General features: G+C 67.3%; 21 protein-coding genes. 6 read left to right on the forward strand and 15 right to left on the reverse strand.

Translation table 11 applies throughout. The features are described 5' to 3' along the window. Nucleotides 1-21: 21 nt before the first annotated feature. Genes rpiA through L540_RS02335 form a run of 3 tightly spaced genes read right to left on the reverse strand, consistent with a single transcriptional unit; the run spans nt 22 to nt 3,627 of the window. On the reverse strand, nt 22-696 hold the full coding sequence (gene rpiA / locus L540_RS02325; protein ID WP_043212988.1) for a ribose-5-phosphate isomerase RpiA: 675 nt from the start codon (nt 694-696) through the stop codon (nt 22-24). A 47-nt stretch (nt 697-743) separates the two neighbouring features. After that, entirely contained in the window at nt 744-2,375 is a 1,632-nt protein-coding gene (locus L540_RS02330) for an isovaleryl-CoA dehydrogenase (RefSeq protein WP_043212985.1), read from the reverse strand. Nucleotides 2,376-2,406: 31 nt separating this feature from the next. Continuing rightward, nucleotides 2,407-3,627: a DNA recombination protein RmuC gene (locus L540_RS02335; protein WP_082149525.1), complete on the reverse strand. Its 1,221-nt coding sequence runs from the start codon at nt 3,625-3,627 to the stop codon at nt 2,407-2,409. A 222-nt stretch (nt 3,628-3,849) separates the two neighbouring features. Between L540_RS02335 and L540_RS02340 the strand changes: the two genes are divergently transcribed. After that, nucleotides 3,850-4,548 (forward strand): PhoP regulatory network YrbL family protein, encoded by a 699-nt coding sequence (locus L540_RS02340; protein ID WP_043212981.1) that lies wholly within the window; start codon nt 3,850-3,852, stop codon nt 4,546-4,548. On the opposite strand, the gene L540_RS02345 is transcribed toward L540_RS02340, so the two are convergent. The 9 genes from L540_RS02345 to L540_RS02385 all read right to left on the reverse strand — a co-directional run bounded on the left by L540_RS02345 (nt 4,549) and on the right by L540_RS02385 (nt 13,331). Further along, nucleotides 4,549-5,253, reverse strand: coding sequence for a DNA-3-methyladenine glycosylase (locus L540_RS02345; RefSeq protein ID WP_043212980.1), 705 nt, complete (start codon nt 5,251-5,253; stop codon nt 4,549-4,551). 1 nt (nt 5,254) lies between these two features. Beyond that, nucleotides 5,255-5,605 carry an arsenate reductase gene (locus L540_RS02350; RefSeq protein WP_043212978.1) on the reverse strand — a complete coding sequence of 117 codons (351 nt, stop codon included), beginning with the start codon at nt 5,603-5,605 and terminating at the stop codon, nt 5,255-5,257. Further along, nucleotides 5,602-6,408, reverse strand: a complete 807-nt coding sequence (locus tag L540_RS02355; protein WP_043212975.1) for an ABC transporter permease subunit — start codon at nt 6,406-6,408, stop codon at nt 5,602-5,604. The genes L540_RS02350 and L540_RS02355 overlap by 4 nt, the downstream gene beginning before the upstream one ends. Further along, nucleotides 6,405-7,313 (reverse strand): ABC transporter permease subunit, encoded by a 909-nt coding sequence (locus L540_RS02360; RefSeq protein WP_043212974.1) that lies wholly within the window; start codon nt 7,311-7,313, stop codon nt 6,405-6,407. The genes L540_RS02355 and L540_RS02360 overlap by 4 nt, the downstream gene beginning before the upstream one ends. Further along, entirely contained in the window at nt 7,310-8,437 is a 1,128-nt protein-coding gene (locus L540_RS02365) for an ABC transporter ATP-binding protein (protein WP_043212972.1), read from the reverse strand. The genes L540_RS02360 and L540_RS02365 overlap by 4 nt, the downstream gene beginning before the upstream one ends. A gap of 6 nt (nt 8,438-8,443) precedes the next feature. After that, nucleotides 8,444-9,544 (reverse strand): polyamine ABC transporter substrate-binding protein, encoded by a 1,101-nt coding sequence (locus L540_RS02370; protein ID WP_043212970.1) that lies wholly within the window; start codon nt 9,542-9,544, stop codon nt 8,444-8,446. A gap of 139 nt (nt 9,545-9,683) precedes the next feature. Then, nucleotides 9,684-10,388 carry a 3-deoxy-D-manno-octulosonic acid kinase gene (locus L540_RS02375; protein ID WP_043212968.1) on the reverse strand — a complete coding sequence of 235 codons (705 nt, stop codon included), beginning with the start codon at nt 10,386-10,388 and terminating at the stop codon, nt 9,684-9,686. Further along, complete coding sequence (locus L540_RS02380) at nt 10,378-10,803, reverse strand: group II truncated hemoglobin (RefSeq protein ID WP_043213104.1); 426 nt, start codon at nt 10,801-10,803, stop codon at nt 10,378-10,380. Before L540_RS02380 ends, L540_RS02375 begins: the two co-directional genes overlap by 11 nt. Further along, nucleotides 10,803-13,331: an ABC transporter permease gene (locus tag L540_RS02385; protein ID WP_109842450.1), complete on the reverse strand. Its 2,529-nt coding sequence runs from the start codon at nt 13,329-13,331 to the stop codon at nt 10,803-10,805. The genes L540_RS02380 and L540_RS02385 overlap by 1 nt, the downstream gene beginning before the upstream one ends. A 114-nt stretch (nt 13,332-13,445) precedes the next feature. Here L540_RS02385 and L540_RS02390 point away from each other — a divergent pair, with 114 nt between their 5' ends. The 3 genes from L540_RS02390 to L540_RS02400 all read left to right on the forward strand — a co-directional run bounded on the left by L540_RS02390 (nt 13,446) and on the right by L540_RS02400 (nt 16,298). Continuing rightward, nucleotides 13,446-14,420, forward strand: a complete 975-nt coding sequence (locus L540_RS02390) for a TRAP transporter substrate-binding protein (protein WP_043212966.1) — start codon at nt 13,446-13,448, stop codon at nt 14,418-14,420. Nucleotides 14,421-14,481: 61 nt separating this feature from the next. Continuing rightward, complete coding sequence (locus L540_RS02395) at nt 14,482-14,982, forward strand: TRAP transporter small permease (protein ID WP_043212964.1); 501 nt, start codon at nt 14,482-14,484, stop codon at nt 14,980-14,982. A gap of 38 nt (nt 14,983-15,020) precedes the next feature. Next, on the forward strand, nt 15,021-16,298 hold the full coding sequence (locus L540_RS02400; RefSeq protein WP_043212962.1) for a TRAP transporter large permease: 1,278 nt from the start codon (nt 15,021-15,023) through the stop codon (nt 16,296-16,298). A gap of 66 nt (nt 16,299-16,364) precedes the next feature. On the opposite strand, the gene L540_RS02405 is transcribed toward L540_RS02400, so the two are convergent. Further along, entirely contained in the window at nt 16,365-16,994 is a 630-nt protein-coding gene (locus tag L540_RS02405) for a GntR family transcriptional regulator (protein ID WP_043212960.1), read from the reverse strand. A 206-nt stretch (nt 16,995-17,200) separates the two neighbouring features. Here L540_RS02405 and L540_RS02410 point away from each other — a divergent pair, with 206 nt between their 5' ends. Continuing rightward, nucleotides 17,201-18,175, forward strand: a complete 975-nt coding sequence (locus tag L540_RS02410) for a Bug family tripartite tricarboxylate transporter substrate binding protein (protein WP_043212959.1) — start codon at nt 17,201-17,203, stop codon at nt 18,173-18,175. An 18-nt stretch (nt 18,176-18,193) separates the two neighbouring features. Next, nucleotides 18,194-19,789, forward strand: a complete 1,596-nt coding sequence (gene ggt, locus L540_RS02415) for a gamma-glutamyltransferase (protein ID WP_043212956.1) — start codon at nt 18,194-18,196, stop codon at nt 19,787-19,789. A gap of 75 nt (nt 19,790-19,864) precedes the next feature. Here the strand turns inward: ggt and L540_RS02420 are convergent, their stop codons facing one another. Further along, a complete protein-coding gene (locus L540_RS02420; RefSeq protein WP_043213098.1) occupies nt 19,865-20,764 on the reverse strand; it encodes a response regulator transcription factor in 900 nt (299 codons plus the stop codon). Next, complete coding sequence (locus L540_RS02425) at nt 20,751-24,143, reverse strand: ATP-binding protein (RefSeq protein WP_043212954.1); 3,393 nt, start codon at nt 24,141-24,143, stop codon at nt 20,751-20,753. The genes L540_RS02420 and L540_RS02425 overlap by 14 nt, the downstream gene beginning before the upstream one ends. Nucleotides 24,144-24,351 lie beyond the last annotated feature (208 nt).

Raw genomic sequence — 24,351 nt, forward strand, 5'->3', positions numbered from 1 at the left:
GCAAGGCGGCGGCATGCGGGATCAGCGCGTCAGGCGCCGGATGCCGTTCTGGGTGGCCAGCAGGGCCACATCGGCGCCATGCAGCGCGAACAAGCCGCAGGTCACCACGCCGGGAATATCGTTCACGCGGGCTTCCAGGCCCGGGGCGTCCGTGATGGACAGGCCGCGGACGTCCAGGATGATGTTGCCGTTGTCCGTGACAAAGCCCTCGCGCAGGCAGGGCTGCCCGCCCAGCGCGGCCAGGCTGCGCGCCACGGCCTCGCGGGCCATGGGAATGACTTCGACCGGCAAGGGGAAGGCGCCCAGGCGCTGGACCAGCTTGGACTCATCGGCGATGCAGATGAAACGCTCGGCGACGGAGGCCACGATTTTCTCGCGGGTCAGCGCGCCGCCGCCGCCCTTGATCATATGCAGATTGGCGTCGATCTCGTCGGCGCCGTCGACATAGATGGGCATGAACGGGACCTCGTTGAGGTCGAGCACAGGCAGGCCATGGCCGGCCAGGCGCTGGGCGCTGCGCTCGGAGCTGGCGACCGTGCCGCGCAGGCGGCCGGCGAAACGGGCCAGGCCGTCGATGAAGAGATCGGCGGTCGAGCCGGTGCCCACGCCGATGACCACATCGGGGCCGGCGACCTGCGCGACGAATTCGAGCGCCGCATCGGCGGCCTGTTGTTTGAGCTGTTGCTGAGTAAGCATGATGAAGGCGGGCGCGATGCGCCGGGATGGAAGATGCAGACCGGAATTTAGCAGATCGCCGGCCAGGCCCGCGCCAGGATGGCCGCGATCGCCGGCGCCGGCAGGTTTTCGCCATGCAGGCCCGCGGCGGCCAGGCGGGTGGCCGCGAAAGCCTGGCCCAGCGGCTGCGGCGCGTGGCGCAGCATGAGCGCGGCCTGCATCAGCCGCGCCAGGCCGCCGGCCAGGTCGCGCCCCTGTCCCTCCTCGGGCCTGGCGGCCAGCGCCAGCCAGGCCGCCAGGGCCTGGTCATAGCGCGCGTCCAGGCCGCGCGCCAGCGCCAGCTCCTGGCGCAAAACCTCCAGCGCCTGGGGCTCGCGGGCCAGGGCGCGCAGCACATCGAGGGCCATGACATTGCCCGATCCCTCCCAGATGGAATTGACGGGCGCCTCGCGATACAACCGCGCCAGGGGCCCCTCTTCCACATAGCCGTTGCCGCCCAGCGCCTCCATGGCTTCGCCCAGGGCGGCGATCGCCCGCTTGCAGACCCAGAGCTTGGCCGCCGGGGTCGCCACCCGCAGCAGGAGACGCTCGCCGCCGTCCATGGCCTGGGCCAGGCGCAGGCCCAGCAGCATGGCGGCTTCGCTCTCCAGGGCCAGGTCGGCCAGCACCGCCCGCATGATGGGCTGGTCCACCAAGGCCCGGCCGAAGGCCTGGCGCTGCTGGGCGTGATGCATGGCCTGCACCAGCCCCTGCCGCAGCAAGGCGGCGCTGCCCAGCACGCAATCCAGCCGCGTGGTGGCGGCCATCTCCAGCAGCAGCGCCATCCCCTTGCCCGGCTCGCCCAGCAGTACCGCCCAGGCGTCCTCGAACTCGACCTCGGCGCTGGCGTTGCTGCGATTGCCCAGCTTGTCTTTCAGCCGGCGCAAACGGACGGCGTTGCGCGGCCCGCCGGGAATCCAGCGCGGCATGAAGAAGCAGCTGATGCCTTCGTCGCCACGGGCCAGCACCAAGTGGGCATCGGCCTGCGGCACCGACAAAAACCATTTATGGCCGACCAGCCAATAGGGCTGTCCGCGCCCCGGCCGGCCCTGGGGCCGCGCCTGGGTGGTGATGGCCCGCAAGTCCGAGCCGCCCTGCTTTTCGGTCAGGCCCATGCCCAGCAGGGCGCTTTGCTTGGCGCCCAGGGGGGCGTCGGCGCCATCGAAACCGCGGGCCAACAGCCTGGGCAGCCAGTCGCGCGCGTAGTCGATCGCCCCGGCCGGCTCGCGCATGAGCAAGGGGATGGCCGCGTGGGTCATGGTGACGGGGCAAAGCGTGCCGGCCTCGACCTGGCCTTGCAGGAAAAAGCCCGCGGCGCGGGTCAGGTGCGCGGCGGGCCCGGGCTGGGCCCAGGAGCGGCAGTGCAGGCCGCGCTTCATGGCGCCGCTCATCAGCAGGGCCCAGGCGGGATGGAAGGCCACATGATCGATGCGGTGACCAGCGGGATCATAGGCTTGCAGCAGGGGCGAGTGGCGGTTGGCGTCGACCGCGGCGGCCAGCGTCTGGGCGCGGCCCAGCCAGGCGCCGTGCTCGGCCAGCTCCGCCGCCGGGGCGCCGGCGCGCGCGACGGCCTGCTTGAGGGCCGGGTCGGTGTCGAACAGCGAGTAGTCTTCGAGCGGGCCGACCTGATTGGTGACTTGATGCGTGGCGAAGGGCTGCATGATGTCTCCCGAAACCGCCACGGGCCTGATGCTAGCGCTCCGGGGCTGGATCTAGTGTATCGGGTTCATCGGCGAGCAGACGATCGGCCTGCTCGCCGGGCAGGGCCTCGACGGCGTTGAGATTGCGCAACATGACCCGCGTGCGGGTCTCGGTGTGGCCGATCTTGTTGCTGGCCGTTTCGAGCGATTTCTTGACGCTGGCCAGCGACTCGCCGAACTTGCCGAACTCGGTCTTGACGGCGCGCAGCACCTGCCAGACCTCGGAGGAACGCCGCTCGATGGCCAGCGTGCGGAACCCCATCTGCAGGCTGTTGAGCAGCGCGGCCAGATTGGTCGGGCCGGCCACGTTCACGCGCATGGCCTGCAGCTTGTCCACCAGGCCCGGCTGGCGCAGCACCTCGGCGTACAGACCCTCGGTGGGCAGGAACATGATGGCGAAGTCCGTCGTGTGCGGCGGCGCGACATACTTGCCAGCCACCAGCCGGCCCTGCGCCTCGACGGCACGGGCCAGGGCCGCGCCCGCCGCGCGGGCGGCCTCGTGGTCGGCGGCATCCTGCGCCGCCTGCAGCCGCTCGTATTCTTCCTTGGGGAATTTGGCGTCGATGGGCAGCCACACCGGATCGGCGTCGCGCCCCGGCAGCCGGATGGCGAATTCGACGATATCGTCGCTGCCCGGCACCGGCTTGACGTTGCGCGCGTACTGATCGGCCGTCATGCTGTCTTCGATCAGGCGCGCCAGCTGCACCTCGCCCCAGGTGCCGCGCGACTTGACGTTGGTCAGCACGCGCTTGAGGTCGCCCACCCCGGCGGCCAGCGTCTGCATTTCCCCCAGGCCCTTGTGCACGGCCTCCAGGCGCTCGGACACCAGGCGGAAGGATTCGCCCAGACGCTGCTCCAGCGTGGCGTGCAGTTTTTCGTCCACCGTGCGCCGCATTTCTTCCAGGCGCGCGCCATTGTCGGCCTGCAGCGTCTGCAGGCGCTGGTCCACGGTCTGGCGGATCTCCTGCATGCGGCGGTCATTGATTTCGACCAGGCCTTGCAAGCGTTCGCCGAACTGGCTGCCGAAACGCGCCAGCGACTCGGCGGCCTCGCGCCGGCCTTCGCGCTGGCTGTCGGCCAGGTCGGCGCGCAGACCGCGCTCGACTCTTTCGAGCGCCTCGTGCAGACCCCGCAATTGCGCGCGGCTGGCCGACGGCCGCAAGCCAGCCCACAGACCCAGCAGCGCCGCCGCGACCGCGCCGCCGGCGGCCATCCAGAGCAAGATCTCCTGTAGCGCCACTTGCTTCTCTCCCGAAAACGCGATTATAGAAAATCAGGGTCAGGTTTCAGCGTCGTGATCTACCCACACTATTCGAATATTTTTGGTCAATTTTGCAACCAGTTGAAAGTCTTTCAGGGATTTGTCAGCTTTCTTTCAGGTGCATAAGGATAAGATTCGAAAGAAATGTCCCTAATTAGCCGCGCATCAGGCTATATGCTTCTGACCTCACCATCCCTCCCTGTGCCCCAGGCCGGGGTATCGCATTTTCATGACGTTTTCGGCCCCATCGACCTGAGCCATGCCGCCCCGCTGGCCCAAGGAGGCGACCGTTACGTCTTCGAACATCCCCATGACGCCTGTCTGCTCATCAAGGTCATGGATATGCAGGCGCGCGGCGTCTACCTGGCCGAGCGGCCATTCAAGCGCTGGTACAAGCAGTTCCAGCGCGAAGGCGCCTACCGGGTCTATCTGAACGAATTCAGCGAGTATGTCAGCAGCGCGACCCGGCCTTCGGGCGTCTGGCGCCTGCCCCTGGCCCGCGTGCTGGGCGTGGCGCAGACCAGCCTGGGCCTGGGCCTGCTGGTCGAGAAAATACGCGATGCCGACGGCGGCATGGCGCCCTCGCTGCGCGACTTGGCCAGCCAGGGGCGCTACACCCGCGAACTGGCCGATCAGTTGGATCAGCTGATCGAGGACCTGGCCGACGCGCACGTCGTGATGCACGATCTGTCGCCGGGCAATATCGCCGTGGGTTACAACGCCGACGGCAAACATGGGCTGTATCTGGTGGATGGCTTCGGCGTCCTGCCGCTCATCCCCTTGCCGGGCTGGAGCCGGCGCCTGAACCGCCGGCGCATCATGAAGAAATATGCCGAAATGCGGGCCAAGCTGCCCGCCCCGCAAGCCGGCTGATCAGCCCGGCACCACCCTGCCCCGCCGGTCTATCCAGTCATAGTCCCGTCCGGCCTGCTGGCCGCGCCGCAGGGGATTGCGGGTGCAGAAGGCCGCATAGGCCGGATCCACAAAGCGATAAGGCAGGTGCTCGTCGCGCCCGGCCGGGATGCCCAGCCGGGTCGTGCGCAATATCCTGGGCACGGGCTGGCCCGCGTCCTGCACGAAGAACTGATCCGGATCGAAGCCGCGCGCATCCCATTGCGGCACCTTCAGGTCCAGCGCCCGGCACAGGAGCGTCTGGCCGGCGCAGAGTTTTTCGCGCGGGCGCGCCTGGCCGCGGGCATCGGGATTGAGGGCCTGCATCGCGGCCAGCGACGCCTCGCCGGAGACCGCATCCAGCCAGGGATAGGCCGATTTGATGAGCACGGCGTTGCCGGGGCCGTGCGCGCTGAAGTTCAGCGAATCGCCCCCGCGCGCGTAATACATGTAGATGGTGCCGCCGTCCATGAAGAGCGCGCGCCGCTTATGCGTATAGCCCAGCGAGGCATGGCTGCCCTTTTCGATTCGGTAATAGGCCTCGGTCTCGATGATGCGGGCCGACAGCCACAGCGAACCCAGGCGCCGGCGTATGACCTTGCCCAGCAGGTCGCGGGCCAGCGCTGCGGCGTCCCGGTCGAAAAAAAAGTCGGGCAGGGGCGCCATGGCGCCGGCGCCGCCCGCCATCTCAGGCGAAGCGCTCGGTGTAGCGCTTTTCGGAAAAGCCCACGCTGACCTCGCCGTCGTCGGTCACCGTCACGGGGCGGCGCACCAGCGCCGGGTACTCGGCGATCAGGCGCGTCCATTGGGCCGGCGTGGAGGCCGCTTTTTGCTCATCGGACAGCGCCCGCCAGGTCATCGAGGTGCGGTTGACGAGTTTTTCCCAGCCGCCGACCTTCTGGGCCCAGTCCTTGAGCGTGGCCGCGGGCACGGGGTGGTCGCGGTAATCGATGAAGGCATGCTTGACGCCATGCGCGTCGAGCCACTCGCGCGCCTTGACGCAGGTGCTGCATTTGTTCAGGCCATAAAGTGTGGTCATGTCTGGGTCTCCCGGCGGGCTTGCATGCGGTTGGCGATGATCACGCAGGTGCCCACGGCCAGGATGAAGAGCGTGGCCAGCGCATTGACCTCTGGCTTGAGCCCCAGACGCACGCGCGAGAACACCTCCATCGGCAGCGTGGAATACCCCGGTCCGGACAGGAAGGAAGCCAGCACCACATCGTCCAGCGACAGGGTGAAGGACAACAGCCATGCCGAGGCCAGCGCGGGCGCGATGAGCGGCAGCGTGATCGCGAAGAATACCTTGATGGGCGTGGCGCCGAGATCGAGCGCGGCCTCTTCGAGCGAGCGGTCCATGTCGCGGATGCGGGACTGGATGACCACGGCGACGAAGGCCATGCAAAGCGTCACATGCCCCACCCAAATGGTGAAGATGCCATTTTGCGCCGGCCAGCCCAGGTGTCCGCGCATCTCGACAAACATCAGCAAGAGCGAAATCCCCAGCACCACCTCGGGAATGACCAGCGGGGCGCTGAGCATGCCCACATACAGGCCGAAACCCTTGAAACGCCCCATGCGCGCCAGCACATAGCCGGCCCAGGTGCCGATGATGGTGGCCGCCGTGGCCGTGAGCGCGGCGATCTTGAAGGACAGCCAGGCCGCGCGCAGCAGCGCATCATCATTAAAGAGCGAGCCATACCACCGCAAGGAAAAACCGGTCCAGGAGGTCACGACGGGCGAGTCGTTGAACGAGAACACCATCAGGCTCAGGATGGGCACGTAGAGGAAAAAATACCCCACGCCCAGCGCCGCATAGCGCAAGGTCTTGTTCGGGCCCTTCATGCGCGGCCTCCGTTGGCGGCTTCCTGCTGCCTGACCTGGTTGTACTGGAAGATCGCCAGCGGCACGAGCAGCAGCAGCACCATCACGCATGTCACGGCCGAGGCCATGGGCCAGTCGGTATTGTTGAAGAACTCGTTCCACATGACGCGGCCCATCATGAGCGTATCGGCGCCGCCCAGCATCTCGGGAATGACGTACTCGCCCACCGCGGGGATGAAGACCAGCATGGCCCCGGCGATCACGCCGGGCCGCGACAGCGGCACGGTGACGCGCCAGAAAGCCTGCCAGGGCCGCGCGCCCAGGTCGTAGGCCGCCTCCAGCAGGCGCAGGTCCATCTTCACGAGGTTGGCGTAGAGCGGCAGGATGAAGAAAGGCAGATAGGCGTAGACCATGCCGATATAGACCGCCAGGTCGGTGCGGTAGATCTCCAGCGGCGCGGACGTCAGGCCCAGGCCCATCAGCACCTTGTTGAGCAGGCCGTCGTTGCGCAGAATGCCCACCCAGGCGTAGACGCGCAGCAGCAGCGAGGTCCAGAACGGCAGGATGACGCCCAGCAGCAGCAGGTTGCGGTAGCGCGGCGAGGTGCGCGCGATGTAATAGGCCATGGGGTAGCCGATCAGGATGCAGCACAGCGTCGTGATGGCCGCCATCTTGACCGAGTTCAGGTAGGTGGCGAAATACAGGCTGTCGGTAAAGAGCAGGATGTAGCCGCGCAGGTGCAGGCTGAACTGCACCGCCTCGTCCTTGAACTCGGCGAAAGGCGTGTAGGGCGGGATGCCGAACTGCAGCTCGGCGAAGCTGATCTTCAGGACCAGCAGGAAGGGAATCAGCAGGAAGACCACCAGCCAGACAAAGGGCGGCACGACGGCCAGGCTGCGTCCCGAAGGCAGACGCAGCCGGATCATGATGCCAGCACCGTGGCGCTGTCGGCGTCCCAGCTGACGAAGATCTCTTCGTCTATGCCCGGCGCGTCCATGTCGGACAGCTGCAGGCTGGGCACGCTGGCCTCGACGATCTTGCCCGAGTCCAGGCGGATCTGGTAGAGGCCATAACTGCCCATCCAGGCCATGTGGCTCACCATGCCATGGGCCCAGTTGTACTCGCCCGCGGGTTGCTCGCGCGAAACCACCAGGCGCTCGGGCCGGATGGAGACATGCACCTCCATGCCCAGGGGTTCGCTCACGCCGTGGTTGACGAACAGCGGCCGCGTGAGCTCCTCGCTTTCGATGGCCACATGGTCGGGTTCGTCGACCACGATGGTGCCGGTAAAGAGATTGGTCGACCCGATGAAGCCCGCCACGAACTGGGAGTTCGGGAAGTTGTAAACCTCCTGGGGCGTGCCGCACTGGATGATCTGCCCGTCGGTCATGACGGCCAGGCGGTGCGCCATGGTCATGGCCTCTTCCTGGTCGTGGGTCACCATGATGCAGGTCACGCCGACCTGCTCGAGGATCTTGACCAGCTCGATCTGGGTCTTCTGGCGGATCTGCTTGTCCAGGGCCGACATGGGCTCATCGAGCAAGAGCAGCTTGGGACGCTTGACCAGGCTGCGCGCCAGGGCGACGCGCTGCTGCTGGCCGCCCGAGAGCTGGTGCGGCTTGCGGCGCGCATAGCCGGCCATCTGGACCAGGTCCAGGGCCTCGAAGACGCGGTCGTGGATCTCGGCGCGGTCCACGCCTTCCTGTTTGAGGCCGAAAGCCACATTGGCCTCGACCGTCATGTGCGGAAAGAGCGCATACGACTGGAACATCATGTTCACGGGACGCCGGTAAGGCGGCACGCTGGTGATGTCCTCGCCATCGAGCAGGATCTGGCCCGAGGTTGCCTCCTCGAAGCCGGCCAGCATGCGCAGCAGCGTGGACTTGCCGCTCCCTGAGCTGCCCAGCAGCGCGAAGATCTCGTTGCGGCGCACGGCCAGGTTGACCGAGCGCACCGCGACAGTGTCGCCGAAGATCTTGACCACATCGACGATCTTGACGAACTCGTCCGGATCGCCGGAATGCGGCGCCGTGTAACGGCTTTCACTCATGATGGCTTATCGTCCCGACTTCAGTTCGGCCCACATGCGCGTCTGCAGGCGCTGGATGGGCAGGGGTTGGGCCTTGATCACATAGAGCGACTTGGACACCTCGGCCGAGGGATAGATCATGGGGTTGTCGGCCACTTCCTTGACCACGTGTTTGCGCGCCTCTTTGTTGGCGTTCGGGTAGAACATGGTGTTGGTGATGGCCGCATGCACCTGCGGCGTCTCGATGTAGTTGATGAAGGCGTGCGCCTCGTCGGGATGCGGCGCGTCCTTGGGGATCACCATCAGGTCGAACCAGGCCGGCGCGCCGCCCTTGGGAATGAAGTAATTGATTTCATAGGGCTTCTTGGCCTCCTGGGCACGGTGGCGCGCGATCATGACGTCGCCCGAGAAGCCGTAGACCATGCACAGATCGCCCACGGCCAGCTCATCGATATAGCCCGAGGAGCTGAACTGGCGGATATAGGGGCGGATTTTCTTGAGGACCTCGAGCGCGGCCTTGTAGTCGTCGGCCTTGTCGCTGTTGGGATCCTTGCCCAGATACTTGAGCACGGCCGGAAAGACCTGGGCGGCCTCGTCCAGCATGGAGATGCCGCATTCTTTCAGCTTGGCGGCGTTCTCGGGCTTGAACAGCATGTCCCAGTTGGCCAGATCCGCGCCCTCGCCCAGGATCTGCTTGACCTTGGTGACGTTGTAGCCCAGGCCGTTGGTGCCATAGCCCCAGGGCACCGCGTACTGGTTGCCCGGGTCCACCTGGGCCACCAGCGCCATGACGTCGGGGTCGAGATACTTGAGGTTGGGGATCTTGGATTTGTCCAGTTTCTGGAACAGCCCGCCCTCGATCTGGCGCGAAGCATAATGCGTCGACGGCACGACGATGTCGTAGCCCGACTTTCCTGTCAGCAGCTTGGCCTGCAAGGTGTCGTTGTTGTCGTAGACGTCATAGCGCACCTTGATGCCGGTTTCGCGTTCGAAACCCGGAATCGTATCGGGCGCCGTGTATTCCGCCCAGTTGTAGACATTGACGACCTTGTTCTGCGCCAGCGCGGGCGCCGCTGCCGCTGCCGCCAGCGCCAGACCCACCACACGCATTCCCGCCGAGGTTTTCATCGCGAGCCCCTTGCCGATTTCGAGAATTGCCAAAAGGCAAAATAATAAAGCCTTTTAATGGGGGGTTGGTAAGCGGCTGGCCGTCAGATCGGCGAATTTGCGCGAAGTTGGCGCAGCGCCACACCTCGGGCCGGCCGCATCAGCCGCCAGCGGCCCGGTAGGCTTGCACAATCGACTGCCAGGCCTGTTGCCCGGAGGCGCCGGCGACCTTGACGAGCGAGCGCTGCAGACGCCGCAGATTGGCCTGCCGCTGGCCGGCCGACACGCCGCCGTCGCGGCCCCGATCGAAGTCGATGAGCCAGGCGCGGCCCTCGGGGTCGAGCAGGATATTGTAGGCATTGAGGTCGGCATGCCAGACACCGGCGGCGTGCATGGCGGCGATCGCCCGGCCCGCGGCCTGGCAGGCCTCGGGCGCGAGGTCGGCGGCCAGCGGCCGCACGCCGGGCAGGCGCTCGACCAGGATGGCGGCCTGGTAGGTCAGGCCCGCGCGCCAGTACGCGGCGGCCAGCGGGGCCGGCACGGGCAGGCCGGCGGCCTTCATGCGGGCCAGCAGCCGGAACTCGCGGAAACAGCGCGTCTGCGCCTCGCCCGTCCAGACATAGGCCTGGCGCGAGAAGCGGGCGATCAGGCCGCCGCGCCGGTAGCCGCGCAACACCCCTTCCCAGCCCGGCCCCTGGACGAACCAGGCCGCCTGGCGGCCGCCTGCCTGCACGGGTTGGGCGCCGGCGCCATAGCTGGCCGGGTCGAGCACGGCCGGATCCGGCGGCGAGAGCCGCCGCGCCTCGAACAGCATGGCGCCGCCCCGGAAGGCCAGCCTGGGATAGGCCCGCGGATCAATCGGCACGGTTGCGCATCCAGTCGGCCACGCCGAAAAAAGAATGCAGCAGGCGCTCGACCAGGGCCGGTTCTATGCCCTGGTCCTGCATGGCGCGGCCCATGCAGGCTACCCACTGGTCGCGCTCGGCCTGGCCGATGGAAAACGGCAGGTGGCGGGCGCGCAGGCGCGGATGCCCGAAACGCTGGATGTAATGGTCGGGACCGCCGAAATAGCCGCAAAGAAACCAGAACAGCTTGTCGCGGGCCTGCTGCAGGCTGGGGCCATGCGCGTCGCGCAAGGCCTTGAAATCCGGTTCCAGGTCCATCAGGTCGTAGAAGCGGTCGACCAGGCCGCGCACGCCGGGCTCGCCGCCCAGCAGTTCGAATATGGTCTTGCTCGTATCGAGCGGCTCGAACACCGCCTCCACACGTGTGGTCGTCATCATGCGTCTCGCAAAGTCACCAAGGGCGGCGTGCGCAGGACGCCGCGCAAAGCCAGCGCGCCGCCCGCCCAGGCGCCGGCCATGCCGGCTGCCGCCCCCGCCCCCCAAGGCCAGAGGCTCAAGGATATGGCGAAATCAAATACCTGGGTGGACAGCACCCAGGCCACCGCCGTGGCGCCGGCGGCGGCCAGCAAGCCGGCCAGCGCGCCCACGGCCAATAGTTCCAGGCGCTGGGCGCGCGCCAGCTGCGCCCGGGTCGCGCCCAGCGCGCGCAGCACCGCGGCTTCGCGTATGCGTTCGTCGCGCGTGGCCGACAGCGCCGTGGCCAGCACCAGGACGCCCGCGCCCAGCGTAAACATAAAGAGCAATTGCACCGCCTTGACCACCTCGTTCAGCACCGTTTGCAGCTGGCCGAGGATGGCGCCCACGTCGAAGACCGTCAGATTGGGATAGTCGCGCACGAGATCGCGCAGCAGGATGACTTTCTCGGGCGGCAGGTAAAACGACGTGATCCAGCTTTGCGGCATGTCCGCCAGCGCCGGCGGCGAAAGAATGGCAAAGAAGTTCACGCGCATCGTATCCCAATCGACGCGGCGCGTGCCGGCGACGGTCACGCGCACGGCCTGCCCCGCGACATCGAAATCCAGCCTGTCGCCGGCCGCCAGCTTGAGCGATTTCGCCAGGCCGGCCTCCAGCGAGACTTCCAGGCCGGCCGGGTCCAGCCAGCGCCCGCTTTCCGTTCGGTTGCCCTCGGGCGCCGTCTCGGCATAGGAGAGGTTGAACTCGCGGTCGACCAGGCGTTTGGCTCGCGGCTCGTCATAATCGTCCGGCCCGACCGCCTTGTCGTTGACGGCGATCAAACGGCCGCGGACCATGGGCCAGAGACGGATCTGGGTCAGGCCCTCGGCCCGCAGCCGCGCGAGCACGGCTTCGCGCTGATCGGGCTGGATATTGATCAGGAAGCGGTTCGGCGCATCGGCCGGCACCGTGCGGCGCCAGCCGTCGACCAGGTCGGCGCGCGTCATCGCCAGCAGCAGCAGGGCCATCAGCCCGATGGCCAGGGCGCAGACCTGGGTAATGGTCGCCATGCGCCGGCGGACCACGCCGGCCAGCGCGAAACGCAGGGTGGGCATGCCGGCCAGGCGCGGCCGCAAGCGCGCCAGCCCCTGCACGCACAAGGCCGCCACGGCGCCAAAGACGGCGAACGCGGCCAGAAAGCCCCCGGCCACCACCGCGCCCAGGCGCAGGTCGCCGGCGAACCACCAGATCAGCAGCGCCAGCCCGCCCGCGCCCACGGCATAGCCCAGGGCGCTGCGAGCCGGCAGGCGCCCGTCTTCGCGCCGCAGCACGCGGGCCGGCGGCACATGGCGCAGGCGCGCCAGCGAAGGCAGGGCAAAACCCAGCAGCATCAGCAGGCCGGTCAGCAGGCCTTGCAGGGCCGGCAGCAGGGTCGCCGCCGGCAACTGCGTGTCGATAAGACCGGCCAGGGCGCTGACCAGCAGCTGGTGCACGCCATAACCCACCGCGCAACCGGCGCCGGCCGCCAGCAGCCCCAGGGCGGCGAATTCCACCCACAGCATGCGCGCCACCAGGGCCTGGCTGGCGCCCAGGCAACGCATGACGGCCACGCCGTCGCGATGCCGGGTCATGAAGCGCCCGGCGGCCAGCGCCACCGCCACCGCCGAGATCAGCACGGCCAGCAGGGCCACCAGGGACAGAAAGCGCTGGGCGCGGTCCAGCGTGCGCCGCATCTCGGGCCGGCCCGACTCCAGCGTGGCGATGCGCTGGCCGCGCTGCAGGTGCTGGCCCAGCCAGCCCTGGAACCGCGCCACGGCCTGGGCCTCGCCCGCGGCCAGCAGCGCATAGCCGATGCGGCTGCCCGTGGTGACCAGGCCGGTCGCGGCCAGGTCGGCGCGGCCCAGCATGACGCGCGGCGCGACATTGACGAACTGCATGCCGCGATCCGGCTCGTAGGTGAGCACGCGCGCCACGGTGAAGCGGGCGTCGCCCAGTTGCAGCGCATCGCCCGCCTTCAGGCCCAGCAGGGCCAGCAATTGCGGGTCGGCCCAGACCGTGCCCGGCGCCGGGATGCCGCGCGCCGGGGCATCCGGCTCAAAGGGCGCCGGCGCCACGCGCAGGGCGCCGCGCAAGGGGTAGCCCGGATCCACGGCCTTGACCGACACCAGCTGGGCGCTGTCCCCGGCCATCGCCATGGACGGAAACTGCAGGGTATGCGCCACGGCCAGGCCGTGCCGGGCAGCTTCGCGCTCCACCTCGGGCGGGATGGGCTCGTCGGCCTCCAGCACCAGGTCGGCGCCCAGCATCTGGGCGGCGTCGCGCTCCAGCGCGCGCGAGACCCGATCGGCCAGGAAGCCCACGCTGGTCACGGCGGCCACGGCCACCACCAGGGCCAGGGCCAGCAAACGCAGCTCGCCCGCCCGCCCGTCACGCCGCAACATCGCCAGCCCCAGTTGGAGCGCGGCGCGCCAGCCGGCCGGCGCCGTTTTTTTATCAGGGAAATCCATCATGAGTCCAAGGTGGCCAAGCGCCTGTTTGCCCAGAGAATCCCGCTATCATGCGCGGGGTATGGCCCAAAAGGCCATTCAAGGAAAGAACAAAAAACCATATTCGGAGAAGACCCCATGCGTAAGTCCTGGTTAGCCGCAGGCCTGTTTTCCGCCTGCGCCTTTGCTGTCGCCCTGCCCGCCACAGCCCAAAACACCCTCAAAATGGCCTACGCCCTGTCGACCAGCTCGCACTACGGCGCGGGCGCCGAAGCCCTGGCCAAGTCCATCGAAGCCTCCTCGCAAGGCAAGTACAAGGTCCAGCAGTTCGCCAACAGCGCGCTGGGCGGCGAGCGCGAGGTCATCGAAGGCCTGCAGATCGGCACCGTGGACCTGGCCATCGTCTCGACCGGCGCCACCCTGAATTTCGTCCCCGAGACCGGCGTCTTCGACATCCCCTTCCTGTTGCGCGACCTGCCCCACGCCCGCGCGGTCCTCGACAGCAAGATAGGCCAGGATATGCTGGCGAAGTTCCCCAACCGGGGCATCATCGCGCTGGCCTGGGGCGAACAGGGCTTTCGTCACCTGACCAATAATATCCGCCCGGTCAAGACGCCGGCCGATGCCAAGGGCCTGAAGATCCGCACCACGGAAAACCCCATCCACATCACGGCTTTCCGCCAGATCGGCATCCTGCCCACGCCCATGGCCTGGCCGGAAGTGGCCACCGCCCTGCAGCAAGGCACCATCGACGGCCAGGAGAACCCGCTGTCGGTGATCACCTCGGCCAAGCTGTCGCAGATGCAGAAATACCTGTCGCTGACCGGCCACGTCTATGGGCCGGCCCTGGTGCTGATGTCGGCCAATGTCTATAACGGCCTGTCGGCCGCCGACAAGGCCAATTTCGACAAGGCCGGCAAGGAAGCCGCCGCCGCCATGCGCGCCTACGTGGACAATATCGAGAAGACCGGCGTCGAGCAGCTCAAGAAAGAAGGCATGCAGGTCAACGAAGTCGACCGCGCCGCCTTTGCCGCCGCCGTCGAGCCGGCCTATCCGGAGTACTACAAGAAGTTCGACAAGAAGCTGATCGACGCGATCCGCGACACCAAGTAAGCCAGCCTCCCCACCAGCCGCCCTCCCAGGCGGCTGGTCTGCTTTTGCCCGGAACTCCATCATGCCTATGCTTTGCGCTGTCGAGCGCGGCCTGTTCAAACTGGTCTCCGTCCTGGCCCAGCTCCTGCTGGTGGCCTCGGCGGTCTGCGCCTTTTATCAAGTCATTGCCCGTTTCATTCTGCACTCGCCCTCCGACTGGAGCGAGGTCGCCACGCGCGCCCTGCTCATCTGGACGGTGCTGCTGGGCGTGGCCCTGGCTTTCCGCCACGGCGCCATGATCAGCGTCGAGCTGCTGCGCAATGCTCTCAAGGGCGGCGGGCGGCGCCTGCTGGAACACCTGGTCGCCCTGATATGCACGGCCTTCATGGTCGCCCTGGCCTGGATAGGCGGGCAGATGACCTGGCGCGTGCGTTTCCAGACGGTGCCCAGCCTGGATATCTCGATTTCCTGGATCTATCTCGCCATACCGGTGGGCGCCACGCTGGCGGCCCTGGCCATCATCGCGCGCTGGGCGCGCAACGAGGAAGACGACGTGCCCGTGCGCAACGACGCGCAGGGCTGATCGTTTCACTTTTTATTGCATCGTTCAGGCGGTAAACCATGTCGCAGTTGATGATAGTTTCGATGCTGATTTTCTTCGGCCTGTCGATCCCGGTGGCGGTGGCCATCGGCTTGGCGGCGCTGACCGGCATCTCCGTAGGCGGCCTGCCCTGGCTGGTCTTCGCACAGCAGATTTTCGCGGCCCTCGATAAATACCCGCTGGTCGCCATCCCCTTCTTCATCCTGGCCGGCAACCTGATGGAGGCCGGCGGCATCTCGGAGCGGATGGTCGAGTTCGCCAAGAGCATCGTCGGCGGCATCCAGGGCGGCCTGGCCTGCACCTGCGTGCTGACCTGCATGATCTTCGCCGCGGTGGCCGGCTCCAGCGTGGCGACGACCTTCGCGGTCGGCGCCATCCTGATCCCGGCCATGGTGCGGCACGGCTACCCCAAGCCTTTCGCGGCCTCGCTGCAGGCCAGCGCCGCCGAGCTGGGGGTGATCATTCCGCCATCCATCCCGATGATTCTGTTCGCCGTCTCGACCGACACCTCGACCGGCGAACTCTTCATCGCCGGCGTGATGCCCGGCATCCTGATCGGCCTGGCCCTGATGTTCTATGTCTGGCTTTATGCCAAGCGCAATGGCCTGGGCACGCGCGACGGCGAAGGCCGCCTCCCGCTGTGGCCGGCCTTCAAGCGCGCCTGGCTGGCGCTGCTGATGCCGGTCATCATCCTGGGCGGCATCTATGGCGGCGTCTTCACGCCCACCGAAGCCTCGGTGGTCGCCGTGTTCTATGCCATCGTGGTGGGCAAGTTCATCTACCGCCGCCTGAAGGTCTCCGACATCTCCCTCACCCTGCACAAATCGGTGATATCGACGGCGGTGATCATGTTCCTGATCGCCAACGCGGGCGTGTTCAGCTTCCTGCTCAACCGCGCGGGCATCCCCGACATCCTGGGCGGCTGGCTGTCGCAGCTCTTTGACAGCAAGTTCGGCTTCCTGATGGGCGTGAACGTGGCGCTGTTCATCATCGGCATGTTCGTCGAGACATCGGCTTCCATCGTCGTGCTGGCCCCGCTGCTGCTGCCGGTCGCCGTGAAGTTCGGCGTGGAGCCGGTGCACTTCGGCGTCATCATGGTCGTCAACCTGGCCCTGGGCATGGTGACCCCGCCCTTCGGCGTCAACCTCTTTGCCGCCTGCGCCGTGGCCAAGCTGTCGGTCGAACAACTGATCAAGCCGCTGGTGCCTTTTGTCGTCGTGGTGCTGATCTGCCTGATGATCATCACCTACTGGCCTGGCCTGTCGCTGGGACTGCGGGATATCGTTTACGCCAAGTAATCCTCCCGCGCATCGGACACCCGAGGCGGCGCGACACCGCCTCCGGTGTCCGCACCGGCCCATCCTTTAGGTCAGCGAATCCAACAACACCGGCACGGTGTTAAGGACATGCTGGCGCATGGCGGCCTCGCATTGCGCGGGCTCGCCGGTCTTGAGCGCCTCGATCAGCTCCTGGTGGGAGGCCCGGGCGCGCCGGCCGCGGCCGGGCTGGGCCGACCACAAACGCATATAGGGCTCCACCACCGAATGCAGTTCGGCGATCTGGCCCAGCAGGCGGGGCTGATTGCAAAAGCCGCAGAGGTATTCGTGGAATTCGCGGTGGGCCGTGGTCCAGTCCAGGTAGTCCTGCTCCATCAGGTCCAGCATGCCCGCCAGGCGGCGGATATGCTCGGGCGCCATCTGGGACACCGCGTTGCGCATGGCCAGCCCCTCCAGGACCGAACGCATTTCGAACACTTCCAGCATTTCCTGGCGGTTCAGGCCGCGCACGACGGCGCCGCGATTGGCGCGGATCTCGACCAGCCCCTCGGAGGCCAGGCGGCGCAACGCGCCGCGCACCGGCATGCGGCTGGTGCCGATCTGGCCGGCGATGGTTTCGGGCACCAGCCGCGAGCCGGGCGCGAAGCGGCCCAGCCGGATCTGCTGCTGGATGAACTGGTAGGCCTCTTCTTCGGCCGTCAGGGCGGTCTTGTGCAAGGCGTCTTGTGCGTGAGAGGAAAGGCGCAATGATATAGCGGGCGCGCCAGGATGCACCCGAGGCAAAGACTAACATAAATTGGATCCAATGATCCATAGATACAATACCTAGTGTCCCAGCCGGCGCCGAGCCGGTCTAATGCATCCCGGCCGCCACGCCAGCGGCCGCTGTCCGCATCAAACGTATCGAATACAAGGGGATCCCAATGAAACCGCGTTTCTTGAGCGCCATGCTGGCCGCTTGCACCCTGGCCTTCGCCAGCCAGGCTTCGGCACAGGACAAGGATTGGCCGCAACATCCGGTCAAGATCGTCGTGCCCTTCCAGGCGGGCTCGGCCACCGATCTGATCTCGCGCCAGCTGGGTGCGGCGCTGGCGGTCGAACTGGGCCAACCCTTCGTGATCGAAGCGCGTCCGGGCGCGGCGGCCGCCATCGGCAGCGCCGCCGTGGCGCGGGCCGAACCGGATGGCTACACCCTGCTGATGGGCGGCCCGGCCGCCCTGGTGACGAACCGCTTCCTGCAAAAGCGCCTGGCCTATGATCCCGACAAGTTCGCGCTGGTGTCCATGGTGGCCGTCACCCCGAACATCCTGCTGACCAACCCCTCGCAGCCCTTCAAGACCCTGCCCGAAATGGTGGCCTACGCCCGGGCCAATCCCGGCAAGCTGACCTACGCCTCCTTCGGCACGGGCACGACCTCCCACATGGCCGGCGAAATGCTCAAGTCGGTGGCGGGCATCGACATCCTGCACATCCCGTACAAGGGCGCGGGCGAAGCCATCCCGGCGCTGTTGAGCGGCCAGGTCTCGATGTACTTCGACACCATCATGACCGGCCTGCCCCAGGTCAAGAGCGGCAACCTGGTCGCGCTGGGCCTGTCCAACGCCCGGCGCTCGGCGCTGGCGCCCGAGATCCCCACCATTGCCGAACAGGGTTTCTCCGGCTACGACATCGCGCCCTGGTACGGTCTGGCCGCGCCCGAAGGCACGCCGCCCGCCGTGCTGGACAAACTCAATCGCGCCGTCAACAAAGTCCTGGCCGACCCCGGCCTGCGCGACAAGCTGGCCGAGGCCGGCGCCGAACCCCAGGGCGGCACGCGCGAATCCTTCGCCGATTTTGTGAAGGCCGAGATTCCGCGCACGCAGAAACTCATCGAACAAGCCGGCGTCACCGCCCAATAACTTTTCAGCCCCTGCATCATGTCTATGCCTTTTGATTGGACCTTCCCCTACGCCTCCCGAAAAATGCCGGTACTGGCGGCCAATACTGTCGCGACCAGCCAGCCGCTGGCCGCGCAGGCGGGGCTGCGCATGATGCTGGCCGGCGGCAACGCCGTCGATAGCGCCATCGCCACGGCCATTGCCCTGACCGTCGTCGAACCCGTGATGAACGGCATCGGCGGCGATATGTTCACCCTGGTCTGGCACGAAGGCCGGCTGTACGGCCTGAACTCCAGCGGCCGCTCGCCCGCGGCCTGGACGCCGGAGTATTTCGCCGGCCGCGACGCCATGCCGCCCACCGGCTGGGGCACGGTCACCGTGCCCGGCCAGGTGGCGGGCTGGAAGGCCCTGCACGAGCGCTTCGGCAAGCTGCCTTTCGCGCAGCTGTTCGAACCCGCCATCGAATACGCCGAGCGCGGTTTTGCCGTCTCGCCCACGATTGCCCGCCAATGGGCCACTCAGGCCCCCAAGCTGGCCCATGAGCCGGGCTTTGCCGAAGCCTTCCTGCCCGAGGGCCGCGCCCCCGAGGCCGGCCAATGGTGGCGCTTTCCCGAGCAGGCCAAGACCTTGCGCGAGATCGCCGAGACCGGCGGCGAGAGCTTCTACCGCGGCGCGCTGGCCGAAAAAATCGCCGCCTTCGCGCGCCAGACGGGCGGCGCGCTGACCGCCGACGACCTGGCCGCGCACCAGGCCGAGTGGGTCGAGCCGATTTCCCAGGGCTTTCGCGGCTATCGCCTGCACGAAATCCCGCCCAACGGCCAGGGCATCTCGGCCCTGATCGCCCTGGGCCTGCTGGAGCACTTCGACCTCGAATCCATGGGCCGCGACAGCGCCGACTACTACCACGTCAGCATCGAGGCCATGAAGCTGGCCTTCGCCGACCTGCACCACCATGTCGCCGACCCGGCCCACATGCGCGTCGATGCCGCCGCCCTGCTCGACCCGGCCTATCTGACCGAGCGCGCCCGCCTCATCCGCATGGACCAGGCCGCCACCCCCATGGCCGGCGCCCCCAAGACCGGCGGCACCGTTTATCTGACCGCGGCCGATGCCGGCGGCACCATGGTGTCCTTCATCCAGTCCAACTACCACGGCTTCGGCTCGGGCGTGGTCGTGCCCGGCACCGGCATCAGCCTGCACAACCGGGGCCTGAATTTCGTCCTGAAGCCGGGCCACGCCAACCAGGTCGGCCCGCGCAAAAAGCCCATGCACACCATCATCCCGGCCTTCGTCACCAAGGACGGTCAGCCGGTGATGTCCTTCGGCGTCATGGGAGGTTCGATGCAGGCCCAGGGGCATCTGCAGATGATGACCCGCCTGGCGGCCTTCGGCCAGAATCCGCAGGCCATGAGCGATGCGCCGCGTTTCCGCGTCGAGAACGGCCCGGTCGTCAACGTGGAATCGCACCTGCCCGCCGACGTGGTGCAGGCCCTGCGCGCGCGCGGCCACAACGTCGCCGTGGCGCCGGCCGACAGCCTGGAATTCGGCTCGGCCCAGTTGATTCACCGCCTGCCTGGCGGCGGCTATGTCGCCGCCTCCGACTCCCGCCGCGACGGACAGGCGGTCGGTTTCTAGTTTCGCAGCACGAGAACCTCGCCGGGTTCTTGATTTCCAGGCCGCGCTCCGCGCGGCCTCTTTTTATGCGCCGGCTCAGGCATGCAGATGCCGCACCGCCAGGGCCGCGGCCGCCGCCCGGGTCTCCACGCCGAGTTTGACGAAGATATGTTCCAGGTGTTTGTTCACCGTGCGCGGCGACATGCCCAGGATGTCGGCGATATCGCGATTCGTCTTGCCCTTGGCCAGCCATTGCAGCACATCGCCCTCGCGCGGCGTCAAGCCATAGGCGCCGGCCAGGCCATCGGCCTCGCCGCGCGCCGACTCCTCCAGAAGCAGCAGGGTCTCGCCGCGCGCGGCCGACAGACTCAGCGTCAGGCGGCCATGGGCTTTGTCGACGACCAGGGGCGCGGCGGCCGCGCCCGAGGCAAGATTGCGGGCAATCCAGCCGGCCAGCGGCGTGGGCAATTCCTGCGCGTCCTCGGCGCAATCGAAGTAGGCGGCCAGCCACAGCCGCGCCTTGCCGGTGCGCCACACCGGCGCGCCGCGGGCATCGAGCGCGACCACGGCGCGCGCGGCCGCGTCGATGAGATCAAAGGCCGTCGACAGCTTGCGCGCATTGCGCAGATGCGTCTGCAGGCGCGCGACCACCACCTCGGTATCCAGGGGCTTGGTGACATAGTCCACGCCCCCCGCCCGGAAGCCGCGCACCACATGCTCGGGCTCGGTCAGGCCCGTCATGAAAACCACCGGCACCTGGCCGGCGGCCGGATGCGCCTTGAGCCGGGCGCAGGTCTCGAAACCATCCAGGCCGGGCATGAGGGCGTCCAGCAGCACGATATCGGGCACGATGTAATCGACCCGCTCGATGGCCGAGGCGCCGTCGGTGGCGATGAGCACGCGATAGCCGGCCTCGTCCAGCGCCGTGGACAGCATTTTGAGGTTGTCCGGGGCGTCATCGACCAGCATGACGAGGTTGTTATCAGGAGAGGGCATGGTGGCGCTGTACATGATGTTTGAGCAATTGTTTGAATTCGTTGAGCTGGAACTCGCTCGCCAGGCCGCGCAGATGCGCCGTGAACGGGCGGGTATGCGGCTGGCGTGACTGGATTTCGTCCAGCTTGGCGAGGATGCCCTTGATATAGCCCATGGCGCCCAGCTCCAACAGGGTCTCGGCGTCCTCGCGGTCCAGCGCGATGCCATGCAGGTCGGGCAAGGCCGTGGCCGGCGCGGGCGGCGGCACGACCCACTGCAGCTTCAGATGGGCGCCGATGCGGCCCAGCAGGTCGTCCATGATGACCGGCTTGGCGATGAAATCGGTATAGCCGCTTTGCTGGGGCTCCTTCTGGTCCAGCCCCAGCACATTGGCCGACAGCATGAGGATGGGGGCGGCCAGGCCCTGCTCGCGCAGCAGCCGGCACACCTCCCACCCCGCCATGCCCGGCATGGACACATCCATCAGCACCAGGGCCGGCCGCAGGGTGTGGATACAGGCCAGGCAAGCCGCGCCGCTATTGGCCTCGTGCACCTCGAAACCCAGCGGCTCGAGCATGTCGCGCACCAGCCGCCGCTGCGAGGCCTGGTCATCCACCGTCAGGATGCGCAGGCGCTCGCCCAGATAACCCACGGCCGGGCCGGCCGCGCGGGCGTCGCCGCGCGGCGAGCGCACCTCGGGCAGGAAGAGCTTGAGCGTGAACACGCTGCCCTGCCCGACCGTGCTGCGCACGGTCAGTTCGCCGCCCATGATGCCGGTGAGCATGCGGCAGATGGTCAGCCCCAGCCCGGTCCCGGTATCCGCCTGCTCGGCGGCCGCCCAGCTGCGTTCAAAGGGCAGGAAAATGCGCTCCAGGTCGTCGGCCGGGATGCCCATGCCGCTGTCCTCGGCCTCGAACAGCACCATGTCGGCGGCCGCCTTCACGCGCAGGATGACATGGCCCTGCTGTGTGAACTTGACCGCATTGCTCATCAGGTTGATGAGGATTTGCCGCAGGCGTTTTTCGTCGATATGCACGATGCTGGGCAGTTCCGGCGAGGGCTCGTAGCTAAAGGCCAGCCCCTTGAGCGCGGTCTGCGGGCGGAACATCTGCACAATCTGCTCCAGGAACTCCGGCAGGCGCAGCTCGCTGGTTTCCAGCCGCAGCTTGCCGGCTTCGATGCGGGCGATATCCAGCAGGCCATCGATCAACCCGATCAGGTGCTTGCCGCTGCGGTGGATGACGTCGATGGCTTCGCGGCGCGCCGGCGGGAAGGCCGGATCGCGCTGCAGGATCTGGGCATAGCCCAGGATGCTGTTCAGGGGCGCGCGCAGCTCGTGGCTCATGCCGCTCATGAAGCGGCTCTTGGCTAGGTTGGCGCTCTCGGCGACTTCCTTGGCCCTTTGCAGCTGGGCATCGGTCTGCTGGTGGGCGGCGATTTCCCGCAGCAGCAAATGCGTCTGGCGGTCTGACTCCTCCTGGGCGACACGCCGGCTCTCATGGGTCAGCACCAGCCACCAGGCCGCCACCCCGGCGATCAGCAGCAGCGCCGCATAGAGCTTGAAAAACGTCGCGCGCAGCCCGTCCAGCGCCATCCCGGCGCGCTCATAGCCCACGGCCTCCTGGTAGTAGATCAGGCCCAGGATGATGGCCAACATCAGGCCGATGGCGGCGAGTATCACCAGATAGTGCGCCAGCCGCGTATGAAGCACGGGCGCCAGCGGCTTGGGCAGCAGGCGCGTGAGCGCGGCCAGGACCTGGTCGCGCAGCCTGGCATGGGGCTTGCAGCGGTCCTGGCAACGCGCGTCCAGCGTGCAGCACAGCGAACAGATCGCGCCGTTGTAGGCCGGGCAGTGCGCCATGTCGGGCGACTCGAAGGGATTGGCGCAGATCACGCAGACGTGGCCCGCCGCGCCTGGCGCCAGCGGCTCGGGCTGGCGCGCCAGGTTGTAGCGCCCGCGCGTGGCCCAGGCGATCAGGGGCGCGCAGGCAAAGGCCGCCACCAGCGCCACGAAGGGCGAAAGCGCCTGCGCCAGCGCCCCGGCCTGGCCGGGAAACACGCCGGCGAAGGCCAGCAGGCCCAGCGTCATGGCAATCAGCATGCTGCCCACGCCCACCGGATTGATGTCATACAGGTAGGCGCGCCGGAACTCGATGCGCGCCGGCGACAGGCCCAGGGGCTTGTTGATCACCAGATCGCCCACCAGGGCGCCTATCCAGGCCAGCGCCACATGCGAGAACACCGCCAGCACATGCTCCAGCGCGCCGAAGACGCCCATCTCCATCAGCACGATGGCGATCAGCACATTGAACACCAGCCACACCACGCGGCCGGGATGGCTGTGCGTGACGCGGGCGAAGAAATTCGACCAGGCCAGCGAACCCGCATAGGCATTGGTGACATTGATCTTGACCTGCGACACCACCACGAAGGCCGTGGCCAGCGCCAGGGCCAGGCCGGGATGCTGGACCACATAGCCATAGGCCACCAGATACATATGGGTGGGATCGGCGGCCTTGTCCACGGGCACGCCCTGCCCCAGCGCCAGATAGGCCAGAAAGGCGCCGCCCAGGATCTTGGCCGCGCCGGGCAGGATCCAGCCCGGTCCCGCGCACAGCAGCGCCGCCCACCAGCGCAGCCGGTTGGCCCGTGTCGGTTCGGGCAGAAAGCGCAGGAAATCGACCTGCTCGCCGATCTGCGTCACCAGCGAAGCGGCCACCGCCACGGCCGCGCCGAACATCAGCAGGCTGAACGAGGCGCCGCGCCCATCGACCCCGCCGAACTGCAGAAAACCGGCCAGGGCCCCCGGATCCTTGGCGAGGATGAAGCCATAGGGCAGCAAGAGCAGCAGCAGCCAGGCCGGCTGGGTCCAGGACTGCAGGCGGTTGATGAAGGTAATGCCATAGGCCACCATCGGCAGGATGACGACCGCGCACAGCAGATAGCCGATGGACAGCGGCAGGCCGGTGGCCAGCTCGATGGCCAGGGCCATGATGGCCGCCTCCAGCGCGAAGAAGATGAAGGTAAAGGAGGCGTAGATCAGCGAGGTGATGGTCGAGCCGATATAGCCGAAACCCGCGCCGCGCGTGAGCAGGTCCATGTCCAGCCCGTGGCGCGCCGCGTAGTAGGCGATGGGCAGGCCGGTCAGGAAGGTCACCAGGGCCACGGCGACGATGGCCCAGAAGGCATTGACGAAGCCATAGTTCAAGGCCAGCGCGCCGCCTATGGCCTCCAGCGCCAGGAAGGACACCGCGCCCAGGGCGGTATTGGCCACCCGGAACTCGCTCCACTTGCGAAACGACACCGGGGTGAACCGAAGGGCGTAATCCTCCAGCGTTTCGTTGGCGACCCAGGTGTTGTAGTCGCGGCGGATCTTGATGATTCGTTGCGGGGCGGACAAATCAGGCTCCGGCGATAGGGGTTGGCGAACTGGCGGTCCCGGTGTGCGTCGTTTGACGTAGTTGCCGTTGTAGCGCCCCGGGACCGGCCTGCCTCTACGTCAATCAACGTATGTTGCAACGCAGCATTCCCTCCTAGTATGCCCTCACCCCCCGGGCTGCGGCAGCTGTCCAGCATGCTCGGTTTCCCTGGTCGTGATCCATTATTAG

This window comes from Bordetella pseudohinzii, from assembly GCF_000657795.2.
GTDB lineage: Bacteria > Pseudomonadota > Gammaproteobacteria > Burkholderiales > Burkholderiaceae_B > Bordetella > Bordetella pseudohinzii.